Source organism: Rhizobium sp. BK313 (genome assembly GCF_014193655.1).
Lineage (GTDB): Bacteria > Pseudomonadota > Alphaproteobacteria > Rhizobiales > Rhizobiaceae > Rhizobium.
Genome location: NZ_JACHZQ010000001.1, coordinates 691045 through 710922, shown reverse-complemented (window position 1 = coordinate 710922; position 19878 = coordinate 691045). Strand labels below are relative to the sequence as shown.

General features: G+C 59.3%; 20 protein-coding genes. 6 read left to right on the top strand and 14 right to left on the bottom strand.

The genetic code is table 11. The features are described 5' to 3' along the window. Position 1: 1 nt before the first annotated feature. Positions 2-823, top strand: a complete 822-nt coding sequence (panB, locus tag FHT86_RS03365; RefSeq protein WP_133705527.1) for a 3-methyl-2-oxobutanoate hydroxymethyltransferase — start codon at positions 2-4, stop codon at positions 821-823. Between the two features lie 46 nt (positions 824-869). Here the strand turns inward: panB and FHT86_RS03360 are convergent, their stop codons facing one another. Beyond that, positions 870-1139 (bottom strand): DUF2164 domain-containing protein, encoded by a 270-nt coding sequence (locus tag FHT86_RS03360; RefSeq protein WP_133705526.1) that lies wholly within the window; start codon positions 1137-1139, stop codon positions 870-872. Positions 1140-1279: 140 nt separating this feature from the next. Between FHT86_RS03360 and FHT86_RS03355 the strand changes: the two genes are divergently transcribed. Together FHT86_RS03355 and FHT86_RS03350 are read left to right on the top strand one after the other, a co-directional pair. After that, positions 1280-2002 carry an AzlC family ABC transporter permease gene (locus FHT86_RS03355; RefSeq protein WP_133705525.1) on the top strand — a complete coding sequence of 241 codons (723 nt, stop codon included), beginning with the start codon at positions 1280-1282 and terminating at the stop codon, positions 2000-2002. Between the two features lie 2 nt (positions 2003-2004). After that, complete coding sequence (locus FHT86_RS03350) at positions 2005-2316, top strand: AzlD family protein (protein WP_133705524.1); 312 nt, start codon at positions 2005-2007, stop codon at positions 2314-2316. 51 nt (positions 2317-2367) lie between these two features. Here FHT86_RS03350 and FHT86_RS03345 read toward each other — a convergent pair whose 3' ends face one another. Beyond that, positions 2368-4203, bottom strand: coding sequence for an aminopeptidase P family protein (locus FHT86_RS03345; RefSeq protein ID WP_133705523.1), 1836 nt, complete (start codon positions 4201-4203; stop codon positions 2368-2370). Between the two features lie 339 nt (positions 4204-4542). On the opposite strand from FHT86_RS03345, the gene FHT86_RS03340 reads away from it, so the two are divergent. Then, positions 4543-4683 carry a hypothetical protein gene (locus FHT86_RS03340; protein ID WP_166656711.1) on the top strand — a complete coding sequence of 47 codons (141 nt, stop codon included), beginning with the start codon at positions 4543-4545 and terminating at the stop codon, positions 4681-4683. 355 nt (positions 4684-5038) lie between these two features. Here the strand turns inward: FHT86_RS03340 and FHT86_RS03335 are convergent, their stop codons facing one another. From FHT86_RS03335 to FHT86_RS03325, 3 genes are read right to left on the bottom strand one after another with little or no spacing between them, the layout of a single operon-like run. Continuing rightward, positions 5039-5917: a 50S ribosomal protein L11 methyltransferase gene (locus tag FHT86_RS03335; protein WP_133705522.1), complete on the bottom strand. Its 879-nt coding sequence runs from the start codon at positions 5915-5917 to the stop codon at positions 5039-5041. A 21-nt stretch (positions 5918-5938) separates the two neighbouring features. After that, positions 5939-7087: an FAD-dependent oxidoreductase gene (locus tag FHT86_RS03330; protein WP_133705521.1), complete on the bottom strand. Its 1149-nt coding sequence runs from the start codon at positions 7085-7087 to the stop codon at positions 5939-5941. An 8-nt stretch (positions 7088-7095) separates the two neighbouring features. Beyond that, the gene (locus FHT86_RS03325; protein ID WP_133705520.1) at positions 7096-7698 is read right to left on the bottom strand and encodes an SCO family protein; all 603 of its coding nucleotides are present in this window, start codon (positions 7696-7698) and stop codon (positions 7096-7098) included. 460 nt (positions 7699-8158) lie between these two features. On the opposite strand from FHT86_RS03325, the gene FHT86_RS03320 reads away from it, so the two are divergent. After that, entirely contained in the window at positions 8159-8623 is a 465-nt protein-coding gene (locus FHT86_RS03320) for a chemotaxis protein CheW (RefSeq protein ID WP_028752375.1), read from the top strand. 265 nt (positions 8624-8888) lie between these two features. Here the strand turns inward: FHT86_RS03320 and FHT86_RS03315 are convergent, their stop codons facing one another. The 5 genes from FHT86_RS03315 to FHT86_RS03295 all read right to left on the bottom strand — a co-directional run bounded on the left by FHT86_RS03315 (position 8889) and on the right by FHT86_RS03295 (position 12641). After that, positions 8889-9383: a CreA family protein gene (locus FHT86_RS03315; protein WP_133705519.1), complete on the bottom strand. Its 495-nt coding sequence runs from the start codon at positions 9381-9383 to the stop codon at positions 8889-8891. Between the two features lie 108 nt (positions 9384-9491). Next, positions 9492-9935 (bottom strand): SRPBCC family protein, encoded by a 444-nt coding sequence (locus FHT86_RS03310; RefSeq protein ID WP_133705518.1) that lies wholly within the window; start codon positions 9933-9935, stop codon positions 9492-9494. A 52-nt stretch (positions 9936-9987) separates the two neighbouring features. Further along, positions 9988-10311, bottom strand: a complete 324-nt coding sequence (locus tag FHT86_RS03305; protein WP_133705517.1) for a helix-turn-helix transcriptional regulator — start codon at positions 10309-10311, stop codon at positions 9988-9990. A gap of 115 nt (positions 10312-10426) precedes the next feature. After that, positions 10427-11416: an NAD-dependent epimerase/dehydratase family protein gene (locus FHT86_RS03300; RefSeq protein ID WP_133705516.1), complete on the bottom strand. Its 990-nt coding sequence runs from the start codon at positions 11414-11416 to the stop codon at positions 10427-10429. Positions 11417-11429: 13 nt separating this feature from the next. Further along, on the bottom strand, positions 11430-12641 hold the full coding sequence (locus FHT86_RS03295) for a glycosyltransferase family 4 protein (protein WP_133705515.1): 1212 nt from the start codon (positions 12639-12641) through the stop codon (positions 11430-11432). Between the two features lie 387 nt (positions 12642-13028). Between FHT86_RS03295 and FHT86_RS03290 the strand changes: the two genes are divergently transcribed. After that, entirely contained in the window at positions 13029-13565 is a 537-nt protein-coding gene (locus FHT86_RS03290; RefSeq protein WP_133705514.1) for a GNAT family N-acetyltransferase, read from the top strand. A gap of 39 nt (positions 13566-13604) precedes the next feature. Here the strand turns inward: FHT86_RS03290 and ligA are convergent, their stop codons facing one another. The 4 genes from ligA to lpxC form a co-directional block, all read right to left on the bottom strand. After that, complete coding sequence (gene ligA, locus FHT86_RS03285) at positions 13605-15758, bottom strand: NAD-dependent DNA ligase LigA (RefSeq protein ID WP_133705513.1); 2154 nt, start codon at positions 15756-15758, stop codon at positions 13605-13607. A gap of 80 nt (positions 15759-15838) precedes the next feature. Next, entirely contained in the window at positions 15839-17512 is a 1674-nt protein-coding gene (recN, locus tag FHT86_RS03280; protein ID WP_133705512.1) for a DNA repair protein RecN, read from the bottom strand. 12 nt (positions 17513-17524) lie between these two features. Continuing rightward, entirely contained in the window at positions 17525-18394 is an 870-nt protein-coding gene (locus tag FHT86_RS03275) for an outer membrane protein assembly factor BamD (RefSeq protein WP_183868526.1), read from the bottom strand. Positions 18395-18681: 287 nt separating this feature from the next. Then, positions 18682-19638 carry a UDP-3-O-acyl-N-acetylglucosamine deacetylase gene (gene lpxC, locus FHT86_RS03270; RefSeq protein WP_133705510.1) on the bottom strand — a complete coding sequence of 319 codons (957 nt, stop codon included), beginning with the start codon at positions 19636-19638 and terminating at the stop codon, positions 18682-18684. Between the last annotated feature and the right edge of the window lie 240 nt (positions 19639-19878).

Sequence of the window (19878 nt, the reverse complement as noted above, 5' to 3'; positions counted from 1 at the left end):
GATGAGCACGATCGGACAGACCAAGCGCATCACCCCCGCACAGATCGAGGCGATGAAGGGCACCCGCCCGATCGTCAGCCTCACGGCCTACACGACACCGATCGCCCGCCTGCTTGACCCGCATTGCGACCTGCTCCTGATCGGCGATTCCCTCGGCATGGTTCTATACGGCATGGAATCGACGGTCGGGGTAACGCTGGAAATGATGATCGCCCACGGTCAGGGCGTCATGCGCGGCGCAAAAAAGGCCTGCGTCATCGTCGACCTGCCTTTCGGCTCGTATCAGGAATCGAAGGAACAGGCCTTTCGCAATGCGGCACGCATTTTGAAAGAAACCGGCTGCAACGGCGTCAAGCTGGAGGGCGGCGAAGAAATGGCCGAAACCGTTGCCTTCCTCACGCACCGAGGCGTGCCGGTCTTCGGCCACGTGGGACTGATGCCGCAACTGATCAACACCACAGGCGGCTATCGCTCGCTCGGTCGCTCCGACAAGGAAGCTGACAAGATCCGCCTTGACGCCAAAGCGATCGCTGAAGCCGGTGCTTTCGCGATCGTCGTCGAAGGTACGGTGGAGCCCCTCGCCCGCGAGATCACCCAGTCGATTGCCGTCCCCACCATCGGCATCGGCGCGTCGGCAGCCTGCGATGGCCAGATCCTCGTCTCCGACGATATGCTTGGCCTCTTCAACGACTTCAAACCCCGCTTCGTGAAGCATTTTGCTGAATTGGCGCCGGTGATTTCAAAGGCGGCGGAGGCCTATGCGGAAGAGGTGAAAGCCCGGACATTTCCAGGCGCGGAGCATATATTTCAGGTGAAAAAGTAGCGGGACGTGCCGCAGCCTCTCAGTTTAACTTTGCTCTTCCGATTGTTCACCGCTTCCCCGGCTGTGGATGGCTTACCGCCTCTTTCTCCAAAAGATAGATCGCCTCGCCGAAATCCTCCATCTTGGTCATCAGCGCCGCATGGGCATCACGCAGGCCCTGATTGTAGAAATGCGGACCGATTTCGGTGGTGAAGAAATCGAGCAGGAATTCCGCCGGCAGCGCGCCGATCGTCTGGTCGAGTTCGTCGGAGAAATATTGCCGAAGCCGAGCCACGATCGCGGCTTTTTCCTCTTTCGGGAAAGTAATGTTCTTCACGTATTGCGCTCCAACGTTTTACGAGCAAATCCAAACGGCTAGATCAACGAAATCAATTGTCCTATCAAGGAAATTGAATTGCCGGCATCCCACACGCAGCTTACAGCTCGAAAGGTTTTCCATAAAGGACAGAGCGGGCAATGAGTCGCGCGGATTTTTTTGAGGGGTTGAAGGGTGGTATCCCCGTCGGCCTCGCAGCCGCGCCCTTCGGCGCATTGTTTGGGGCCCTGGCGCGCGACCAAGGCATGTCGCTAGGCGAGCTGACCCTTATGAGCGGCACGGTCTATGCCGGCGCTAGCCAGATGGTGGGCCTCGATCTATTTGGCCATAACGTCCAAGCGTGGCTGATCGTGCTGTCGATCCTAGCGGTCAATTTCCGCCATGTGCTCTATTCGGCGGCAATCGCGCGTTACATCAGGCATTTCTCGCCCGTCGAAAAATTCCTCACCTTCTTCCTTCTGGTTGATCCGCAATTCGCCGAAACGATCAAGCGCAACGAGAGTGGCAAGCCGGTCACCTTTGCGTGGTACTTTGGCTTTGCCGCGATGGTCTATGTCCCCTGGGTGGTGCTGAGCCTCATCGGCGGCCTGCTCGGCAGCCTCATCGGCGATCCGAAGACGATCGGCCTCGATATTCTGCTGCCGGTCTATTTCCTCGGCATCGTCATCGGCTTCCGCAAACGCGACAACTTCCTGCCCGTGGTCATCGCCAGCACCGCTGCCTCTGCCATTGCCTATCGCTATGTCGGTTCGCCCTGGCATGTCAGCATCGGCGCTCTGGCCGGCGTTGCCCTTGCGGCTGTGCTGCCGCCGGTCAAGTCGAATCGCAAACCCGACCTTGTCACCGAAAATCACGAGGTCTGACCATGACCGATTTCGACCCGCATATGGTCCTGCTGATCTTCGCCGCCGCCGTCGTGACCTACCTTACACGCATCGGCGGCTACGTCCTCATTACCAAGATGACCCGCATCCCTCCACGCGTCGAAGCGGCACTGAATGCAGTGCCCGCGGCCGTGCTGACAACTCTCGTCGCCCCCGCCTTCTTCATCGGCGGCTGGGATACCAAGATAGCGATGGCAGCGGCGTTATTGGCGGGCTTGCGATTCTCGCCGACATTCATGCTGATTGCCGGCTGGATTGTCGTGATGGCGTGGCGGCACTTCATCGGGATTTGAGAACGAGATGGGCTCCATCTCACCCTTGGCAGGCGAGATAGAGCCCCTTCCTCAGCGACTCAATTCCAGCGTCGCATTCTCCAGCCAGGCCAGGATGTCCGGATCGTGGATCAACGGCATCAGCGCCTCACGGGTCTTGACGTGATAGTCGTTCAGCCAATGCAGCTCGTCATGCGTCAGCAGCTCCGGAAGAACGAGGCTGCGGTCGATCGGGCAGAAGGTCAGCGTATCGAAACCGAGCATCGGCATGTCGCCGCCTTCAACCTCCTCAGGATCGCGAATGTAAATCAGGTTCTCGATGCGGATGCCGAAATGGCCGGGACGATAATAGCCGGGCTCGTTCGACAGGATCATGCCGGGAAGCAGCTCCTGCGTCGATAGCCGCGAGATGCGCTGCGGGCCTTCATGTACGGAAAGGTAGGAGCCGACGCCATGGCCGGTGCCATGAGCGAAGTCTACGCCAGCTCTCCACAGCGCGATGCGCGCCAGCGGATCGAGATCGCAGCCGCGCGAGCCCTTTGGGAAACGCGCCGTGCTGATGGCGATCATGCCTTTCAGCACAAGCGTAAACAGGCGTTTCTGCTCTTCGGAGACAGCGCCGATACCCACCGTGCGAGTGATGTCGGTTGTGCCATTGATATATTGCGCACCGGAATCGATCAGAAACAGCTCGCCGGCCTGGATCAGCCGGTCTGTCGCCGTCGTGACGCGATAGTGCATGATCGCCGCATGCTCACCGGCACCGGCGATGGTGTCGAAGGAGATATCCTTCAGCGGGTTCTGCATGCTCTGACCGACGCGTGCCCGGGTTGCCTCCAGTCGCTCGGCGGCGGCAATTTCCGTGACCGTGCCCGACTTGCTGGTGTCCAGCCAATAGAGGAATTCGACCATAGCGGCACCGTCCTGCAGATGAGCTGCGGCCGACCCGTTGATTTCTGCGGCATTCTTGCGCGCGCGCGGCAGCCGGGCTGGATCGGTGCCTTCCACCACCTCGCCGCCCTCGCGGCGGATGATGTCTGTCAGCGCGTAGGAGGCCAGATCGGGATCGACGAAAATGCGCCCGCCATTCGCCGAGACGGCGCCCAACTGCTTGGCGAGATCGGAAGGTGGCAACTGCTTGCAGATCTGCGCCAGATAGGCCTCCGCCTCGACCTTGGTCTTGCGCTTGTCGAGGAAGAGCTGCGCTTCGCCTTCGGCATGGATGATGGCGCGGGCAAGAGGATGCGGCGTATGCGGCACGTCGTTGCCGCGAATATTGAATATCCAGGCGACCGAAGACGGATCGGTGATCAGTGCCGCCTTGAGGTTCTTGGCCTTCAGATCGGCCGCAATCGTTGCCAGCTTGTCTCTGGCCAGCACACCGGCTTGCGCGATGTCCTGGATGATGACGGCCCCTAGTGGCTCAGCAGGCCGATCGCTCCAGAGCTTGTCGAGCGGGTTGTGTGTCAGGAAGATGAGCTTGCCTCCGATTTCCGCCAACGCCTTTTCCAACCGCCGGACCTCGGCACCGGTGTGCAGCCACGGATCGATACCGAGCCTGAAACCTTTTGGCGCATGACGCGGCAACCAGACATGCGGCGGCTCGTCAACCAAATCGCCACCGGTGAAGACCGATTTGTCGACCTGTTCGGCAAGCTGCGTCACATAGCGGCCATCAACGAAAACCACGGCTTGAGACTGTGTCACAAACGCAACACCCGCCGACCCAGTGAAGCCGGTCAGCCAGGCCAGTCGCTCTGAACACTTGGGCACATACTCGCCTTGATATTCATCGGCGCGGGGCACGAGGAAGCCATCAATGCCGAGATCGCCGAAGGCGGCGCGTAAACCGGTGACACGTTCGCGGCCGAATTGCGGGGTGGAAGTGACGTCGAAAGACTGGAACATAGCGTAATCCGAAATTGATCGAGAATCCGTGAAACTGAGCGGTGACAGCATGTTAGAGCACGATCGCGAGAAGTGTGAAACGATTTTCCGACCGGATCGCGCGCTATTGATCCGATAAGGAGCGCCGACTGATGAACACCCAAGTGAGGAGAATCGCGCGTTAACGAATTCGCCCATTTCGTGAGCAGCCGAAGTCGATTGTGACATCTTAACGGCGGGCAATATGCATGAACTGCATAGCTCCCATGAAACATGCCCCCTGCCACGCAAAAGGGCGAGTCGCTATATGGAGCGCATCAAACGGGTTCACGGCGAACCCACTCGAAAAGGACTATGACAATGCCAATCTATCGCTCCGCATATGTTAGCCCGGCGCTGGCAGGCGAGCGTCGCACCGTACGCCACTCCATCGGCGCGCTTCGTCAGCTCGAAGTCGAAACGTCGAAGGCAATCGGCACAAACCGTGGCGGTCGCCACTAACAGTTACAGAACTACGCGTTCGTATTGGATCGCGGTCCGGAACTCCTCCTCCCTCCCCGGCTCGCATCCAGAACGGTAGAGCCCGCTTGAGCACTCCTCCTCCACACGCTCGCGGGCAGGATCGGTCAAATACCGATCTGCAAGGCGGTGCTTCGGCACCGCCTTTTGCATTTTAAGACCTACGGTAAAGTCCCCTCTCCCCGCTCGCGGCGATAGGGTGAGGGTGAGGGGCAAAGGGTCCGGCATATTCTGCAAATGCCGCTGAAATCGAGAAGGCCCTCATCCGACTTGCCGCGATGTCGCTCTGCTCGATTGCTCCAAGCCACCTTCTCCCCGCATGGCGGGGCGAAGGATTCTAAGGCCGGTCGAGATGGATCGTGACCCAGCCGTTGCGCCAGATGGTGCGCACATGGCGCATCTTCACACCGTTATAGGCCGCCAGTACTTTCCAGCGTTGCTCGGCGAGGATGCCGGAAAGAATCACCGAGCCGCCGGGAGCAAGATGGGCAACCAGCTGCGGCGCCATCCTGATCAGCGGCCTGGCAAGAATATTGGCGATGATCAGATCGAACGGCCCGTGGCGGGAAAAGGCTGTGGAATGGAAGCCAGGCGCCGTCTCCAGTGCGATACCGGAGGCGATGCCGTTGCGGCGGACGTTCTCGCGGGCAACACGAACCGCAACTGGATCGATATCGGTGGCAAGAACTGGAATATTGCGCAGTTTGCGCACGCCGATCGCCAGCACGCCGCTACCGGTGCCGAGATCGAGCGCATTGCGCACCCGACGGCTGGCGAGCACTTTTTCGATCGTCTCCAGGCAACCCGCCGTCGTGCCGTGATGGCCCGTGCCGAAGGCTTGGCCGGCATCGATCTCGATCGCGATATCGCTCGGCCCCACCTTGTCGCGGTCATGTGAGCCGTGCACCACGAAACGCCCAGCCCGAACCGGCTTCAATCCCTCCAGCGACTTGGCAATCCAATCGACATCGGGAATGACTTCCCTTTCGATGACGAGCTCGGGAAAAGCACGTTTCAACACACTCGCAAAACGGGCGCGCACGTCGTCTTCGTCATCTGCGTAGAGATAGATCGAAGCTTCCCAGATATCCTTCTTTTCATCGATCTCCGTGGTGGCAATCGGCAACTCTTCGTCTTCGAACACCGGCGTCATCAGATCGAGAATCTGTTCGGCCTTTTTCTCGGTCGTCGTCACGTACAGGCGGATTTCACTCAAGTCTTCGGTCTCTCTTAATTCTTATTCAGCCCAGTCGATCCATGGCGGCCTTGGCGTGTCGTAGCCGGCGATACTATGAAGCAGCCTACGCCGTGCAGGTCCGAAACGCAGAAGCGACGGCGCGAACAGATTGCGCATGGCAATCGCCAGCGGATTTTTCATAGTGACCAGTCGGGTCAGGCCATAGGTCTGCTTCAGCACCTGTTTCACGGCTGGAATTCTGAGGGCCGAATACTCCTCTTCGCGGCCTTCCGCAATGAGCCAGGCGAGCCAACAGGCATCCTCTATGCCGAGATTCATACCGCGCGCTCCCGCCGGGGAATGAATATGGGCCGCATCGCCTGCCATGAACACGTTACCCTTGGCCATCGGCTCAACATGGCGGAAATGGATACGGAACTGCGAGGCCCATGTCTTCTCGGCAACCACCTCCGGATGAACGATACGGCCTTCGAAGTCTTCCAACGTCGAAATGTAACGCAGCACATCGGCGGACACCGGCAAACGCCCGAGCATACCGGGATCGCAAAGCGTGATTTCGGCGAAATGTGCATCCACCGGTTTGGCATACCGAAAATCGGCGATATAGAAATAAGCCTCCAGCGCCTCGCCGGGAAACCCAGCACCAAGCGCCTTGCGGACGGCCGAATGCGCACCGTCGGCCCCGATGAGGATGTCCGGGCGAACCGTTTCCGTAGCCCCATCCGCACGCCGCAGCGTCACCTCCGGTTTCAGAAGATCGGCGATTATTCCCGCGTCGACTGCCGTTTGCCACTCCGGCGCAATGCCGTAGGCCGCAAGCGCTGCAATCAACAACCGTTCGGTCGCTCCCTGCGCTAAGCCATGAATCGCGCAAAAGCGGCCCGGCAACCGCCTTGTATCGACATCGGCAAGGACCTTCGCTCCGGAACGGATGCGGAAATGTCCGATCGGCTGGGCGGCTGCGACAATATGGTCGGTGACGCCGGAGGCCGAAAGCAGCGTCAATGTGCGGGCATTGATGCCGAGCGCCCGGCTCTCTTCCAGAGGCACTGGCCCTTGGCCATCATCGATAATACGCGGGACAAAGCCGCGGCGGGCAAGTTCCAAGGCCGCAGTCAGGCCGGCGGGGCCCGCACCTGCAATCAGGATGGATTTGGTTTTCCGCTCTCCTCCGGCCCCGTCCCCCATCGGCGCGTCTATCCCTTCTTGATCAGGTTTTCCAATTTCTTGACCGCTATGTCCGGGTCTTCCTGATAGGCTATCGTGCCCGCGAAACGGCCGGTGGAGTCGAGCAGGAAGACGGAGGCGGTGTGATCCATGGTATAGTCGCCGTTCGGGTCCTTCTCGTCGAGCGGAACTTTCTTGGCGTAGACCCGGAAGCCCTTGACCATATCCATCACCTTGCCGGGATCACCCGAAATGCCGGTGATGCGGCTCGAGACGTTGGAGACATACTGGTTTATGATCGCGGGCGTATCGCGCTCCGGATCGACGGTTACGAAATAGGCGTTGAGCTTCGTCCCGTCGGGATCAACCTTCTGCATCCAGCCATTCAGCTCGAATAGGGTCGTCGGGCAGACGTCGGGACAATGCGTGTAGCCGAAAAACAGCGCCGTGGGTTTGCCGCGGAATGCCTGGTCGCTGATCGGCTGGCCATTCTGCGCGACCAGCGTGAACGGCACCCCGTACGGGCCCTCGCTCGCAGCCTCAGGGGACTTGAAAGTGCCAAAGCTCAACCAACCTAACAGCCCGGCCACAATCACCACGGCTATCCAGACAACAATCCGAACGGTCTTCATCGCTGCTTTTCCTCACCATGCCCGCTTCGGCTCGATATGTGGGGCAGCGGGCATCTTTGCGTGGGTGTAGCGGGTTGAAGTGGAGGACGCAATTCAAGAAGATGTTTTTGGACGCACGGGTGACCCCATCTCGATATCGAGGTCCATAGTTCACCGTATCTGGCGGTTCCACGTCCGGAAAATCCGGGCCAAGCGCAAAGATACGGAAGACGCCCACACGTTAAACCAATCCTAACCACTCCGCGCCAACATCGAAACACAAAGGCGAGGTCCGACTCGCCAGCCGCCGAATACGCGGCAGACCGATCTTCTTTCAGAAGGGCATGACGCCCGCCGGAGCAGCGAAGCGCTTTCGAGCGCCAAAGCCACCGGATGCTGTCGCTGCCCTGGCCGCCTCAGCCGATCCCTTTTCAATCACGACCGCCGCTTGCCGCCGGCGCCAAACGGGAAGTCCTTGACCATGACGAATGCCATCAAACAATCGGGCGCCTACCTGGAGATCGTCTCCTTCCATCTTGGCGATCAGGAATTCTGCATCGATATCATGGCTATCCGCGAAATCCGCGGCTGGGCGCCGGTGACGCCGATGCCGCACACGCCGCCCTATGTGCTTGGCCTCATCAACCTGCGCGGCGCGGTGATCCCGGTCATCGATATGGCCTGCCGCCTCGGCATGAAGATGACCGAACCGTCCGAACGGTCTGCCATCATCGTCACGGATATTGCTGGCAAGCTCGTCGGCCTGCTGGTCGAGCAGGTTTCCGACATGATGAGCATCAAGAGCGAAGATCTGCAGCCGCCGCCGGAGATCATTCCGGAAGCGCAGCGTGCCTTCTGCCGTGGCATCGTGGCGTTGGAAAAGACCATGGTCTGCTTCCTGAACCTCGACACTGTCATCGCGGACGAGCTGGCGCAGGCGGCTTGATTTTCAGAAAATGCCTGAAACCAAAATCGCCCTGGAGCAGCAGCTTCAGGGCGATCGTGTTTGTGTGACCGACGTCGGCGGGGTGTTGCCGGTGCGCCGGTCGCGCAGGCCGTGAACAGATGGAAGTGGCACTTCCACGTTCATCCCTAGAACTGCACGAAAACGGTGCAATCCGAAAGCGACCAAGAGGTATTCAGCAACCAAAGAGCAGGACTTTTTTTGGTACAAACCCCTTGACGATTGTCGATGCGGTATCTCGGTAATCTTATTTAGGCTTGCCGTTCTTCCAGGTAACATTCTGGCCGAACAGCGGAATGGTCGAAATCGCCATTTTCGCCGAACCGTTGGTCAATTCGCGCGAATGAATGAGATAGATCAGCGTGTCGTTCTTCTTGTCGTAGATTCGGTCGACCACCAGCTTCTTCCAGATCAACGACAAGCCGGCGCGAAACACTTCCTCGCCACCCTCTGACAGGCTGATATTGCCGATCTCGATCGGCCCGGTCTGGCGGCAGGCAATGGAGTTGTTGGAGGGGTCCTCAAACCAATTGCCGTTCTTCAGCCGGTCAATGACACTCCGGTCGAAATAGGTGACGTGGCAGGTGACGCCGGACACTTCCGGATCGGGCACGGCATCGACCAAAATGTCGTTGCCGGTCCAATCCACCCCAACCTTGCCGACAATTTCGGCCGAAGCGGAAACAGGCGCGAGCGCCAGGAACGACGCGGCAATGGCGGCATGCAATTTCAGTGAAGTCATCGAACATCCTCCAACATCGCCGCCGGTCGAGCAGCGGCACCGCTAAGGTAAGATGGCGGGCCGGGGATGCAAGGAGGTCGGGGCGCCACACAAGCGCCCCGCTGTCGCTCATTTTTCTTTCAACACCACCTCGCCGGTCTCCAGAAGCGATTTGAGGTTGGAGAGAATTTTCGGCCAGCCGCCGGAAACGGCGCCAATGAACTTTGCGTTTTCCAATTCCATCGTATGGGTGACGGTGAGCTTTACTGAATCCCCCACTGGCTCGATGTCCATCACGCATTGCGACCAGCCTTCAGCCTTCAATTCGGGCATGAATTCGTTGCGCCATTTGATGGCCAGACGCTTCGGTGGATCGAAGGCTTCGATCTCGCCCGTGTCGGTGACCCGCCCGTCCGGGTAAGTCATCTTCCATGGTGAGCCGACCTTCCAATTGGTCTCGTGCTCGATGCCGAACCAATATTTTTTTATGAATTCCGGCGTCGTCAACGCAGACCAGAGCTTGTCCGGCGTCGTGCGGATGTAGGTGACATAAACAAAGCTGCTTCCGGTCATGACATTTCTCCTCTTGTTGGGTGGCTTGCTGTTCACGGTGATCTGACGGCTGCTACTGGCCGCCATCGCCCTCCAGAACTTTCTTGAGAGCGGAAAGAGCGCTTAACTGCCGGCGCTCGAACTTGTTGATCCAGCGTTCGGCGATGTGATTGATCGGAACGGGATTGATGAAATGCAGCTTCTCCCGGCCCTGCCGCTGCACGGACACCAGGTTCGCCTCTTCCAGGATAACAAGATGTTTCGTCACGGCCTGGCGCGTCATCTCCAGCCCCTGGCAGAGTTCGCCGAGCGTCTGGCCATTCTGCTCGTACAGCCGGTCCAGCAACTGCCGCCGGCTTGCATCCGCCAAAGCTCGAAAAACCGCATCGTCGTTCATATTGAATATGGAACCATTTAGTTGCCTATTATTGATCTTATAGGCAACTATTTGGTTGCATGTCAAGCGACATGTTCAGAGGTCACGGCGGGAAAGCCGATCGAGACAAGGCTCGTCAGATAGCTATGGCGTATTGTTCCTGCTCCATGCGCAGATGATCGAGCATCCGCGCGATTCCCTCCTCCAAGCTGACGCGTGGAGAGAGCCCGTAGGAGCGCTGCAGGGCCGTATCGCCACAGCGATAAAAAACCCCTTCGGGGCGATCGCAGAGGCCGCTTACGACAGGATTCCAGCCGATTTGACGCGCGATGGTTTCCGCTAGTTCAATAAAGGATGTAGCAGTGCCCGTCGAAAGGTTGAGGCTGGCACCATCTGGTAACAATTCCTTGGTTTGCCAGATGAAATCGATGCAATCATCAATATGGATGAAGTCCCGGCATTGCCGGCCCGAGCCCCAGACGAAGACTTCCGCAGCGCCTCTTTCCCCAAGCAGGCGGCGACATATGGCCGGAAAGGGATAGGCGAGATCCTGATCCTCCCCATAGCCGCTGAACGGCCGATAGGCGATCGCCCGGTTGCCATAGCGCTCGACATAGAGCTTCATCAGATATTCGCCGGTCAGTTTCGCCCAACCATAGCTGAGATCGGGCACGCCGATGGCAGCCTCGAAGGAAATCATATCTTCAGAAAGTAGCCGATGGTTCGCGACCGTCTGCAGCGAGACGGGATAGGCCGCACTGGAGCTGAAGAACACGACACAGCCGGGTTTGGTGTGTGCGGCCCATTTCCACAATTCGGTATCCACCGACAGATCCTCGGCGACATCGAGCGTCCGCGCCTCGAGCGTCACGCGGCCGCCGACCAATGCGGCAAGATGGAAAACATAGTCGAAATGTTCTTGAGGGCGGGTAAAAAAGGCGCGGCAGTCTTCCTCGAAAAAGGTAAAGCGCGATCCGGGGAAGCGCTGCCAGAGATCGGGATGCCGTGCGCCCGTCCCTTCCACCAACGAGTCGACGCAGACGATATCCAGTCCCTCCGTCAAAAGCCGTCGGATAAGATGCCTCCCAACAAAACCACAGCCTCCCGTTACCAAAGCCCGCGCCATTTTATTATCCCTTTCAATGAGCGAGGAAGCCGCTCTTGCCCGTATAAATATCGACCATGCGTTGAGCCCACTCCGTCTTGCTCGGCGCAATTCGCTTGCCAAGCGCGAGCGCGCCTTCGCAAAGTCTCTGCATCAGCTTGTCGTCATCGGTGCTTGCCAACCGTTCGGCCAGCGAACCGGCGTCACCACTCGTAAAGACCAGCCCAGCGCTGTTCCGCTCCACCTCGGCGGCGATCAACGCATTGCTGCTGACGATGACGGGAATGCCAGACATCAATGCCTCGGCGGCAACCAGGCCGTAGGGCTCAGGCATGCGCGACGGCATGATGAAGACGCGCGCCTCGCTGGCCAGCGCCGTCACCTCCTCGTCGGCCAGCCAACCCGGCACCCAACAATGCGGCAAAGCCTGCTGCATCTCGGCGAGCAGCGGCCCGCGGCCGATCAGCGTCGCTGTCCGCCCGGTCTTGTTCAACGCGTCGGCGAGCGTGCGTACGCCCTTCTCCCAGCACATACGCCCCAAGAAGACGGTGCGGCGATTGCGCCAGGCTTCCACGGGAGCCGGCGTCAGGGGCTCGGTCGGCGTGCGCAGCGTCAGAAAATGCTGCAGCGGACCGGAGCGCAGATAGGTTTCCATGCTCTCATGCGCCAGTACGATGCCGACGCGACTCCAGAATTCTTCACCGACGCCGCGCTGTGTCAGTGTGCGGCGAAAGCGCCAGAGCTTGTGGAAATAGTTGCGCTTGTCGCAATTGGTCGCAAGACACCCTGCCGACAGCGGCCGGAGATTGCAGACCGTACCGCTCTGGAAATTGATCAGCCCTCCGTTCGGACAACTCAGGAAGAAATCATGCGCCGTGATGATGACCTTGGCCTTATGTTTGGCCAGTGCGTAAAAGATCGACGGCGAGAGAATCTGCGACCAGCCGTGCACATGGACAACGGTTTCCTCGTCCGTTTCGTTCAACAGCTCGTCCAGCGCCTCGTAGGCGCGCTTGTTGTAATTTTTCTCGAAGACGTCGGCGAAGGTTGGCCCATCGCGAAGAGGTCGTTCTCCAAGTGCGACCGTGCGGATGCCCGCAAAGCGCGGCTTCAGCCCTTCCCCGTCATCGCCGACCAGGATGGCGCAATTCAGCCCGGCCTGCCTGCTCGCATCGATGCATTGCAACGCCACTTTGGTCGCACCGCCGCGAATGATTGAGACATCGTTGACAAGTATAAGACGCATGGAACCTGGAACTCACCAACAGTATTTGTGCGGGACCAGACGAAAGGGATTCGCCTTTTACATCATGCCCCTGGCGGTATTGAGCGGCCTGTTCCGAAGATATTCAATTCATCCTTTCGCACTAAGGCGAGTGGTCGCACGGCATGCGCGATTAGACCTGCGACCCCAGCTACTTCCGTTAGGGGAGTTGACTTCTGGAAAAAAACGCTGAAAGTTCCGCGCATGATCGCAAACCGTACCATCGTGATGCATATTCTCACCACCTCACCCCTTGCAGGGCGAGTGGGAGCGGCATTGCGTTAAGCTGACTGCGATCCCCACCAGACCCTGCCGAGGCGAGCAGGGTTTGACGGCTCCGCTCTCCTCCCGAACCTCAAGGAGAGCAATGTGAATTCCGAATCACAAGATTCAGACGAGCGACAATCCCGCAAATCGGGCGCTGTGGAAATCCGCGCCGCGCGACCATCCGACGCCGAGGCGATAACCCTTATCGCCAACCTGCCCGGCTATCGCGCCGGCACGCTGCGCCTACCCTTTCAGAGCGTCGAAGAAACCCGACAATGGCTGGAAAAGCCCGTGTCCGATTCGATCAGCCTGGTTGCCGTGCTTAACGGCCAAGTCGTTGGCAATGCCGGCATGCGCCGCCATTCCGGCCGACAGATTCACACCGCCCACCTCGGCATGGGTGTCCACGACGACTTTACCGGCCGGGGCATCGGCTCTGCGCTGCTTGCCGCCCTCGTCGATGCCTCCGACAATTGGCTGGCGATCAAACGCCTGGAATTGACCGTCTATGTCGACAATGAAACTGCGATCCGGCTTTACGAAAAGTTCGGCTTCGAGACCGAAGGGCGGCTCAAGGCCTTTGCGTTTCGCAATGGCGAATATGTGGACGCATTCACGATGGCGCGCGTGAGGATGTAAACAGCGACGGGCGGCGCTCTTTCGATTCGCCGCCGTCGATCATCCCCCTATCAACGCCAGCCATTCATCCTCGGTCATGACCTGCACATTGAATTCCCGCGCCTTGTCCAGCTTCGAACCCGCACCAGGTCCGGCGACGACGATGTCGGTCTTTTTCGAAACCGAGCCGGAAACCTTGGCGCCGAGGCTTTCGGCCTTGGCCTTGGCTTCGTCGCGCGTGAATTTCTCGAGCGAACCGGTGAAAACCACCGTCTTGCCGACCACAGGACTGCCCGATGTGGTCGGCTGTTCCGCCTCTTGCGGCCGCACCTCTTCAAGCAGCTTTGAGATCACTGCGACGTTGCGCGGTTCCTTGTAAAATTCGACGATGGCACGAGCCACCACTTCGCCGATCCCTTCGATATTGTTGAGATCGTTCCATGGGTCTCCCGCAAGAGGCGCCGCCTCCTTCATCGCCACTTCGAAGGCTTCGTAGGTGCCGTAGGAGCGCGCCAAGAGCTTCGCCGTCGTCTCGCCGACATGGCGAATGCCGAGCGCGAAGATGAAGCGGTGCAGAGCGATATCGCGCCGCTCGTTGATGGCTGCATAGAGCTTGGAAACGCTGACCTTACCGAAGCCGTCGATATTCTCCAGCTTGGTAAGCGAGGACTGTTGGCGTCTCTCCAATGTGAAGATATCGGGCGCAGTGCGCACCTGCAGGGCCGGATCCTCGTTCTCGAAAAAGAAATCGATCTGCTTTGAGCCAAGACCCTCGATGTCGAAGGCATTGCGCGACACGAAATGTTTCAGATGTTCCGTAGCCTGCGCCCGGCAGATGAAGCCGCCGGTACAGCGCGTCACCGCATCGACCTTGCCGGTCTTTTCATTGATGTCGCGCACCGCATGGCTGCCGCAGACCGGACACACCTTGGGGAATTCGTAAGGAACGCTTGTCGCTTCCCGCTTCTCCAGCACAACGTCCACGATCTGCGGGATGACATCGCCGGCGCGCTGCACGATCACCATGTCGCCGACCCTGATGTCGCGGCCATCGCGGATTGGCTCGCCCTTGTTGCCAATGCCCTTGATGTAATCGGCGTTATGCAGCGTCGCGTTGGTCACGACGACGCCGCCGACGGTAATCGGCTCCAGCCGCGCCACCGGCGTCAGTGCGCCCGTGCGGCCGACCTGTATATCGATGCCCATAAGTCGAGTGAACGCCTGCTCAGCCGGGAATTTATGCGCTGTCGCCCAGCGTGGCGAACGCGAACGGAAACCGAGACGAGCCTGCAGTTCCAGGCTGTCGACCTTGTAGACGACACCATCGATATCGTAATCGAGGTCCGGACGCTGAAGGCCGATCTCGTCATAGTGCGCGAGAATGTCGGCGACCGAATTCAGCCGCTTCATCAACGGATTGACCGGAAAGCCCCATTCCCCGAATGTCTGAACCATGCCGAACTGCGTGTCGGCCGGCATGTCGGACATCTCTCCCCAGGCATAGGCGAAGAATTTCAACTTGCGGCTGGCCGTGATCTTCGGGTCGAGCTGGCGCAGCGAGCCGGCCGCGGTGTTACGCGGATTGACGTAGGTCTGCTTCCCCTCCGCTTCCATCTGCGCGTTCAGTGCCAAGAAATCACTCTTGGCCATATAGACCTCGCCGCGCACTTCCACGACCGCCGGGGCGCCGGCAGGCAAGGTCTGGGGGATCTCCTTGATGGTGCGGATATTGGCGGTAACGTTTTCACCGGTCGTGCCGTCGCCACGCGTCGCGGCGTTCACCATCCGGCCGTTCTCGTAGCGGATCGACATGGAAAGCCCGTCGATCTTTGGTTCGGCGGTAAAGGCGATCGACTGATCGGGCAACCGGCCAAGGAAACGATAAACGCCGGCGACGAAATCCTGCACATCTTCCTGCGAAAACGTATTGTCGAGCGACAGCATCGGCCTTGCATGCACAACGGGCGCAAAGGTTTCGGATGGCGCAACGCCGACCCGCCGTGACGGGCTGTCAGCACGAATCAACGCCGGGAAACGCGCTTCGATGGCATCGTTGCGCCGCTTCAGCGCATCGTATTCCGCATCCGAAATCTCAGGTGCATCCTGGCCGTGATAAAGCGCGTCATTTCGCGCAATCTCGGCTGCCAGATAGGCAAGCGCTGCGGCTGCCTCTTCTTCGGTCAAATCTTCAACAGGCTTCTGTTCGCTGCTCATGGATTCGCACTCCCGGATTTCCGAGATGTTTTAGAGAAAATTTGGGGAATGGGAAGTGGAGAGGATGAGGCTTGAAGCCCTCAGCCGTTGCCCGCCAACAGCCGCTTGGCGGCCGCCCTCGCCTCTTCGGTCACCGACGCGCCGGCGAGCATGCGGGCGATTTCCTCGGTGCGATCCTTGGGAGCCATGGTAGCGACGCGGGTGGAGATTTTCTCGGAGCCGTCGGCGACCGGGCCTTTGGAAATCAGCAAATGCGTCGCCGCACGCGCGGCGACCTGCGGCGCATGGGTGACGGAGAGCACCTGCACACGCTCGGAGAGTCGCTTCAGCCGCTGGCCGATTGCATCCGCCACTGCGCCACCAACACCAGTGTCGATTTCGTCGAAAACCAAAGTCGGAGCCGAACCCCGATCGGCAAGCGCCACCTTCAGCGCCAGCAGAAAACGCGAAAGCTCGCCACCGGAGGCCACCTTCATGATCGGTCCCGGCCGCGTCCCAGGATTGGTCTGTACATGGAATTCGATGACGTCGATGCCCTCGGCCGTGGCCTCGTCGGCATCGGTGGTGATCTCCACCATGAAGCGCGCCCGCTCCAGCTTCAGCGCCGGCAGCTCGGCCATGACGGCGCCCGCAAGCGCTTCGCCGGCGTGACGGCGCTTGTCGGAAAGACCTCGGGCGGCGGCGTCATAGTCAGCCTTGGCAACTGCCAAGTCGGCATCCAGCCGCGCCAGCCTCTCTTCGCCGGCGTCAAGATCGGCGAGCTCGGCAATCATCTTCTCGGCCAGCGCCGGAAGGCCGGTGACCGGCACGGAGTATTTGCGTGAAGCAGCGCGTAGCGCAAACAACCGCTCTTCCACCCGTTCCAGCTCCCTTGGATCATATTCAGTCTTGCGGAGGGCCGCCTCCACTTCCATCTGCGCGTTGGAGAGCTGATCCAACGCTGCGTCGAGCAGCGCTACGGTGTCTTCCAGCAAGCCCGGCGCCTCATGGCTCTTGCGCTCCAGCCGGCGCACCAACGAGGCAATATGCGGCACAGGCGAGGCATTGCCGTTCAGAAACTCTGAGGCTTCAGAGATATCGCCGGCGATGCGCTCCGCCTTCATCATCCGCGAGCGACGGTCAGCAAGGTCGTCCTCTTCGCCATCTTGCGGGGACAGCTTTTCCAGTTCCTCGACCGCAGCGCGGAGATAATCGGCTTCGCGCGCGGCGTTTTCCACCTGCTCGCGCTGTTTCTTCAGCGTTCGCTCGGTGTCCCGCCAGGTCTTGTAGAGCCGTCCAACGGCTTGCGTTTCGTCGGCGATGCCCGCGAAGGCATCGAGCAGCATGCGGTGGGCGTCTGTATCGACCAGGGCACGGTCGTCGTGCTGTCCATGAATTTCGACAAGAAGCTGGCCCGCCTGGCGCATCAGCTGAACGCTGAGCGGCTGGTCGTTGACGAAAGCCTTGGTGCGGCCATCGGCGGATTGGGTACGACGGAAGATGAGGTCGCCATCGTCATCGATGCCATTTTCGCGCAGAAGCTTGCGGGCAGCGTGCTGCATGCCGACATCGAAAACTGCCGTCACTTGGCCGCGATCCTCGCCATGACGCACGAGATCGCCATCGCCGCGCCCGCCAAGGGCCAGCGAGAGACTGTCAAGCAGGATGGATTTGCCCGCGCCCGTCTCGCCGGTTAGTACCGAAAGCCCGGTTTCAAAGGCAAGATCCAGCCGCTCGATCAGAACGATATCGCGGATCGAAAGCTGGACCAGCATGTGCGCTCAATCTCACGTCCCAAGAAGAAGTTTCTTGCCCGCTCTCGAAATCCAGGAGCCTTCGCTTTCACGTGGCTCGACACCGCCGGACTTCAGAAGCTTAAAGGAATCAGCATACCAGCGGCTGTCCGGATAGTTGTGGCCGAGAACGGCCGCTGCCGTCTGCGCTTCCGGTACGATGCCCATGGCATAGTAGGCTTCGACCAAGCGCGCCAGCGCCTCTTCGATCTGATTCGTCGTCGGATATTGCTCGACGACGATACGGAAGCGAGCAATGGCCGCAAGGTAATCCTTGCGCTCAAGATAGTAGCGGCCGATCTGCATTTCCTTGCCGGCGAGCTGGTCGCGGGCAAAGCGAATCTTGGCCTGCGCGTCGCTCACATATTGCGAGTTCGGATAGTCGCTCACGAGCTTGGACATCGCCTCGATCGTCTGCTGCGCGGCACGCTGATCCTGCGTCACGTCGACGATCTGCTTGGCGTAGGATGAACCGACGAGATACTGAACGTAATCGGCATCTTCGGAGCCGGGATACTGCTTGAGATAGCTGTTGCCCGACTGGACGGCATCATCATAGCGGCCGGTGCGATATTTGACGAAAGTGCTCATGACCAGCGCTTTGCGCGCCCATTCGGAGAAGGGCTGCTGCTGGTTGATGGCGTCGAACTTGCGTCCGGCTTCCGTCATATTGCCGGCCTTGATGTTGGCAAGGCCCTGATTGTAGAGGGTTTCCGGCGGATCGGTCTCGACGCCAAGCTTGGTGATGTCGATATCCTTGTCCGTATTGCAACCCGTTACCACCGCACCGGTACCGGCCAGGAGAAGCGATACGAGCAAAGCCCGTGCTGTAATCTTCATGCTTTCAGACCCTGCAAAACCCATCGGATGACTGTCCCACTAGCCGTTGTTGCGGAAACGGCGTTCTCTCGCTGGCGTTTCTAGCCGCAAAAGCACCATCAGGGCAACGCAATGATGATGCATTAACGCATTTTTGTGGCAAAGACTGCGCGATGGCAGGCTTTAGCCGCTGTATTGACAGGAGATTTCGTTTCCAGCCCTCCTGAACGCGATGCCTTGCCCGGCTTTGAAGCACTGCTGGCGAATCTCCTGTTAAAAAAAGAGCCGCCCCCTTTCGGGAGCGGCGACTTTGCCACCTGGCTTTCTGGAGGTCACGCAGACCAGGGGGCGAATTCGGGAGCATTGACGGCAACGAAATCGCGGCTATGCGCACGCTGACGCGGAGCAGAAGTTTCGACGACGTCATAAGCCGAGGGATCGCTTAACAGCGCCTTCAACGCATTGGCATTCATGCGGTGACCGCCGCGATAAGACCGGTAGCAGCCGATGAACTGAGCGCCGGCCAGCGCCAAATCGCCAACGGCATCCAGCGCCTTGTGACGAACGAATTCGTCCTTGGCGTAACGCAGGCCCTCGACATTGATCACTGTATTGTCGTCGGAAATGACAACGGAATTTTCGAGCGAAGAGCCGAGCGCATGCCCCGAAGCCCAGAGACGCTCGACATCACGCATGAAGCCGAAGGTGCGGGCGCGCGACAGCTCGGTCTTGAAGGTCTTCGCGGTCAGATCGCCTTCCCACTTCTGCCGGCCGATCAGCGGGCAATCGAAGTCGATCTCGACTTCGAAACGCGTACCGTCATAAGGGCGGAACTCGCACCAGGAACCACCGGCTTCGATTCGCACCGGCTTCGTGACGCGGATATAGCGGCGCTTGACGCCGAGCGAAACGATACCTGCCTGCTCGATCGCTTCGATGAAAGGATAAGCGCTGCCATCCATGATCGGCATTTCCGCGCCGGTGACTTCGACGATGACATTGTCCAAGCCGACGGCGTAAATCGCCGCCATGACGTGTTCGATCGTCGCGACGGAGCGCGCCGGCGAAAAGCCGAGAACCGTGCAGAGATCGGTGTTGCCGACCTGCGAGGAAACGGCGCGCAACTCAGTCACGTCGCCGTTGTCATGCATCCGCTGGAAGATGACGCCCGCGCCGGCTTCGGCCGGATAGAGCGTAATCGACACATTCGCACCGGAGTGAACACCGATACCCGAAAGTGTTACAGGGCTTGCAATGGTGGTTTGAAAACCCAGTAATCCGATTGCCATATAAATTCTGCCTTCGTCTGTCTGTTCCAGACCGGGCGGTCACCTTTGGACCCCTGCCCTCATTGCTGGTTCAGTCTGTTACCTACTCCGCGAACTCACATGCAACAGTTGCCAAATGCGATTCCGCAGGCTCGCTTGCTACCTACATACGCGCGGGGACATCGCATTCCAAATCACTGTTTCTTTCGTTTTGTTACGAAAGCAGACGATTGAATTTGCTAGGTAATTTTAGAATTAAAG

Excerpts from the sequence above, each read along its gene's own strand:
- FHT86_RS03350 (WP_133705524.1), top strand. The coding sequence starts at position 2,005 with ATGACCGATTTCGACCCGCATATGGTCCTGCTGATCTTCGCCGCCGCC.
- panB (WP_133705527.1), top strand. The coding sequence starts at position 2 with ATGAGCACGATCGGACAGACCAAGCGCATCACCCCCGCACAGATCGAG.
- FHT86_RS03330 (WP_133705521.1), bottom strand. The coding sequence starts at position 7,087 with ATGGGGGACGGGGCCGGAGGAGAGCGGAAAACCAAATCCATCCTGATT.
- recN (WP_133705512.1), bottom strand. The coding sequence starts at position 17,512 with ATGCTGGTCCAGCTTTCGATCCGCGATATCGTTCTGATCGAGCGGCTG.
- FHT86_RS03315 (WP_133705519.1), bottom strand. The coding sequence starts at position 9,383 with ATGACTTCACTGAAATTGCATGCCGCCATTGCCGCGTCGTTCCTGGCG.
- FHT86_RS03345 (WP_133705523.1), bottom strand. The coding sequence starts at position 4,203 with ATGTTCCAGTCTTTCGACGTCACTTCCACCCCGCAATTCGGCCGCGAA.
- FHT86_RS03295 (WP_133705515.1), bottom strand. The coding sequence starts at position 12,641 with ATGCGTCTTATACTTGTCAACGATGTCTCAATCATTCGCGGCGGTGCG.
- FHT86_RS03340 (WP_166656711.1), top strand. The coding sequence starts at position 4,543 with ATGCCAATCTATCGCTCCGCATATGTTAGCCCGGCGCTGGCAGGCGAG.
- FHT86_RS03325 (WP_133705520.1), bottom strand. The coding sequence starts at position 7,698 with ATGAAGACCGTTCGGATTGTTGTCTGGATAGCCGTGGTGATTGTGGCC.
- FHT86_RS03355 (WP_133705525.1), top strand. The coding sequence starts at position 1,280 with ATGAGTCGCGCGGATTTTTTTGAGGGGTTGAAGGGTGGTATCCCCGTC.
- FHT86_RS03310 (WP_133705518.1), bottom strand. The coding sequence starts at position 9,935 with ATGACCGGAAGCAGCTTTGTTTATGTCACCTACATCCGCACGACGCCG.
- FHT86_RS03300 (WP_133705516.1), bottom strand. The coding sequence starts at position 11,416 with ATGGCGCGGGCTTTGGTAACGGGAGGCTGTGGTTTTGTTGGGAGGCAT.
- lpxC (WP_133705510.1), bottom strand. The coding sequence starts at position 19,638 with ATGGCAATCGGATTACTGGGTTTTCAAACCACCATTGCAAGCCCTGTA.
- FHT86_RS03305 (WP_133705517.1), bottom strand. The coding sequence starts at position 10,311 with ATGAACGACGATGCGGTTTTTCGAGCTTTGGCGGATGCAAGCCGGCGG.
- FHT86_RS03275 (WP_183868526.1), bottom strand. The coding sequence starts at position 18,394 with ATGGGTTTTGCAGGGTCTGAAAGCATGAAGATTACAGCACGGGCTTTG.
- ligA (WP_133705513.1), bottom strand. The coding sequence starts at position 15,758 with ATGAGCAGCGAACAGAAGCCTGTTGAAGATTTGACCGAAGAAGAGGCA.
- FHT86_RS03320 (WP_028752375.1), top strand. The coding sequence starts at position 8,159 with ATGACGAATGCCATCAAACAATCGGGCGCCTACCTGGAGATCGTCTCC.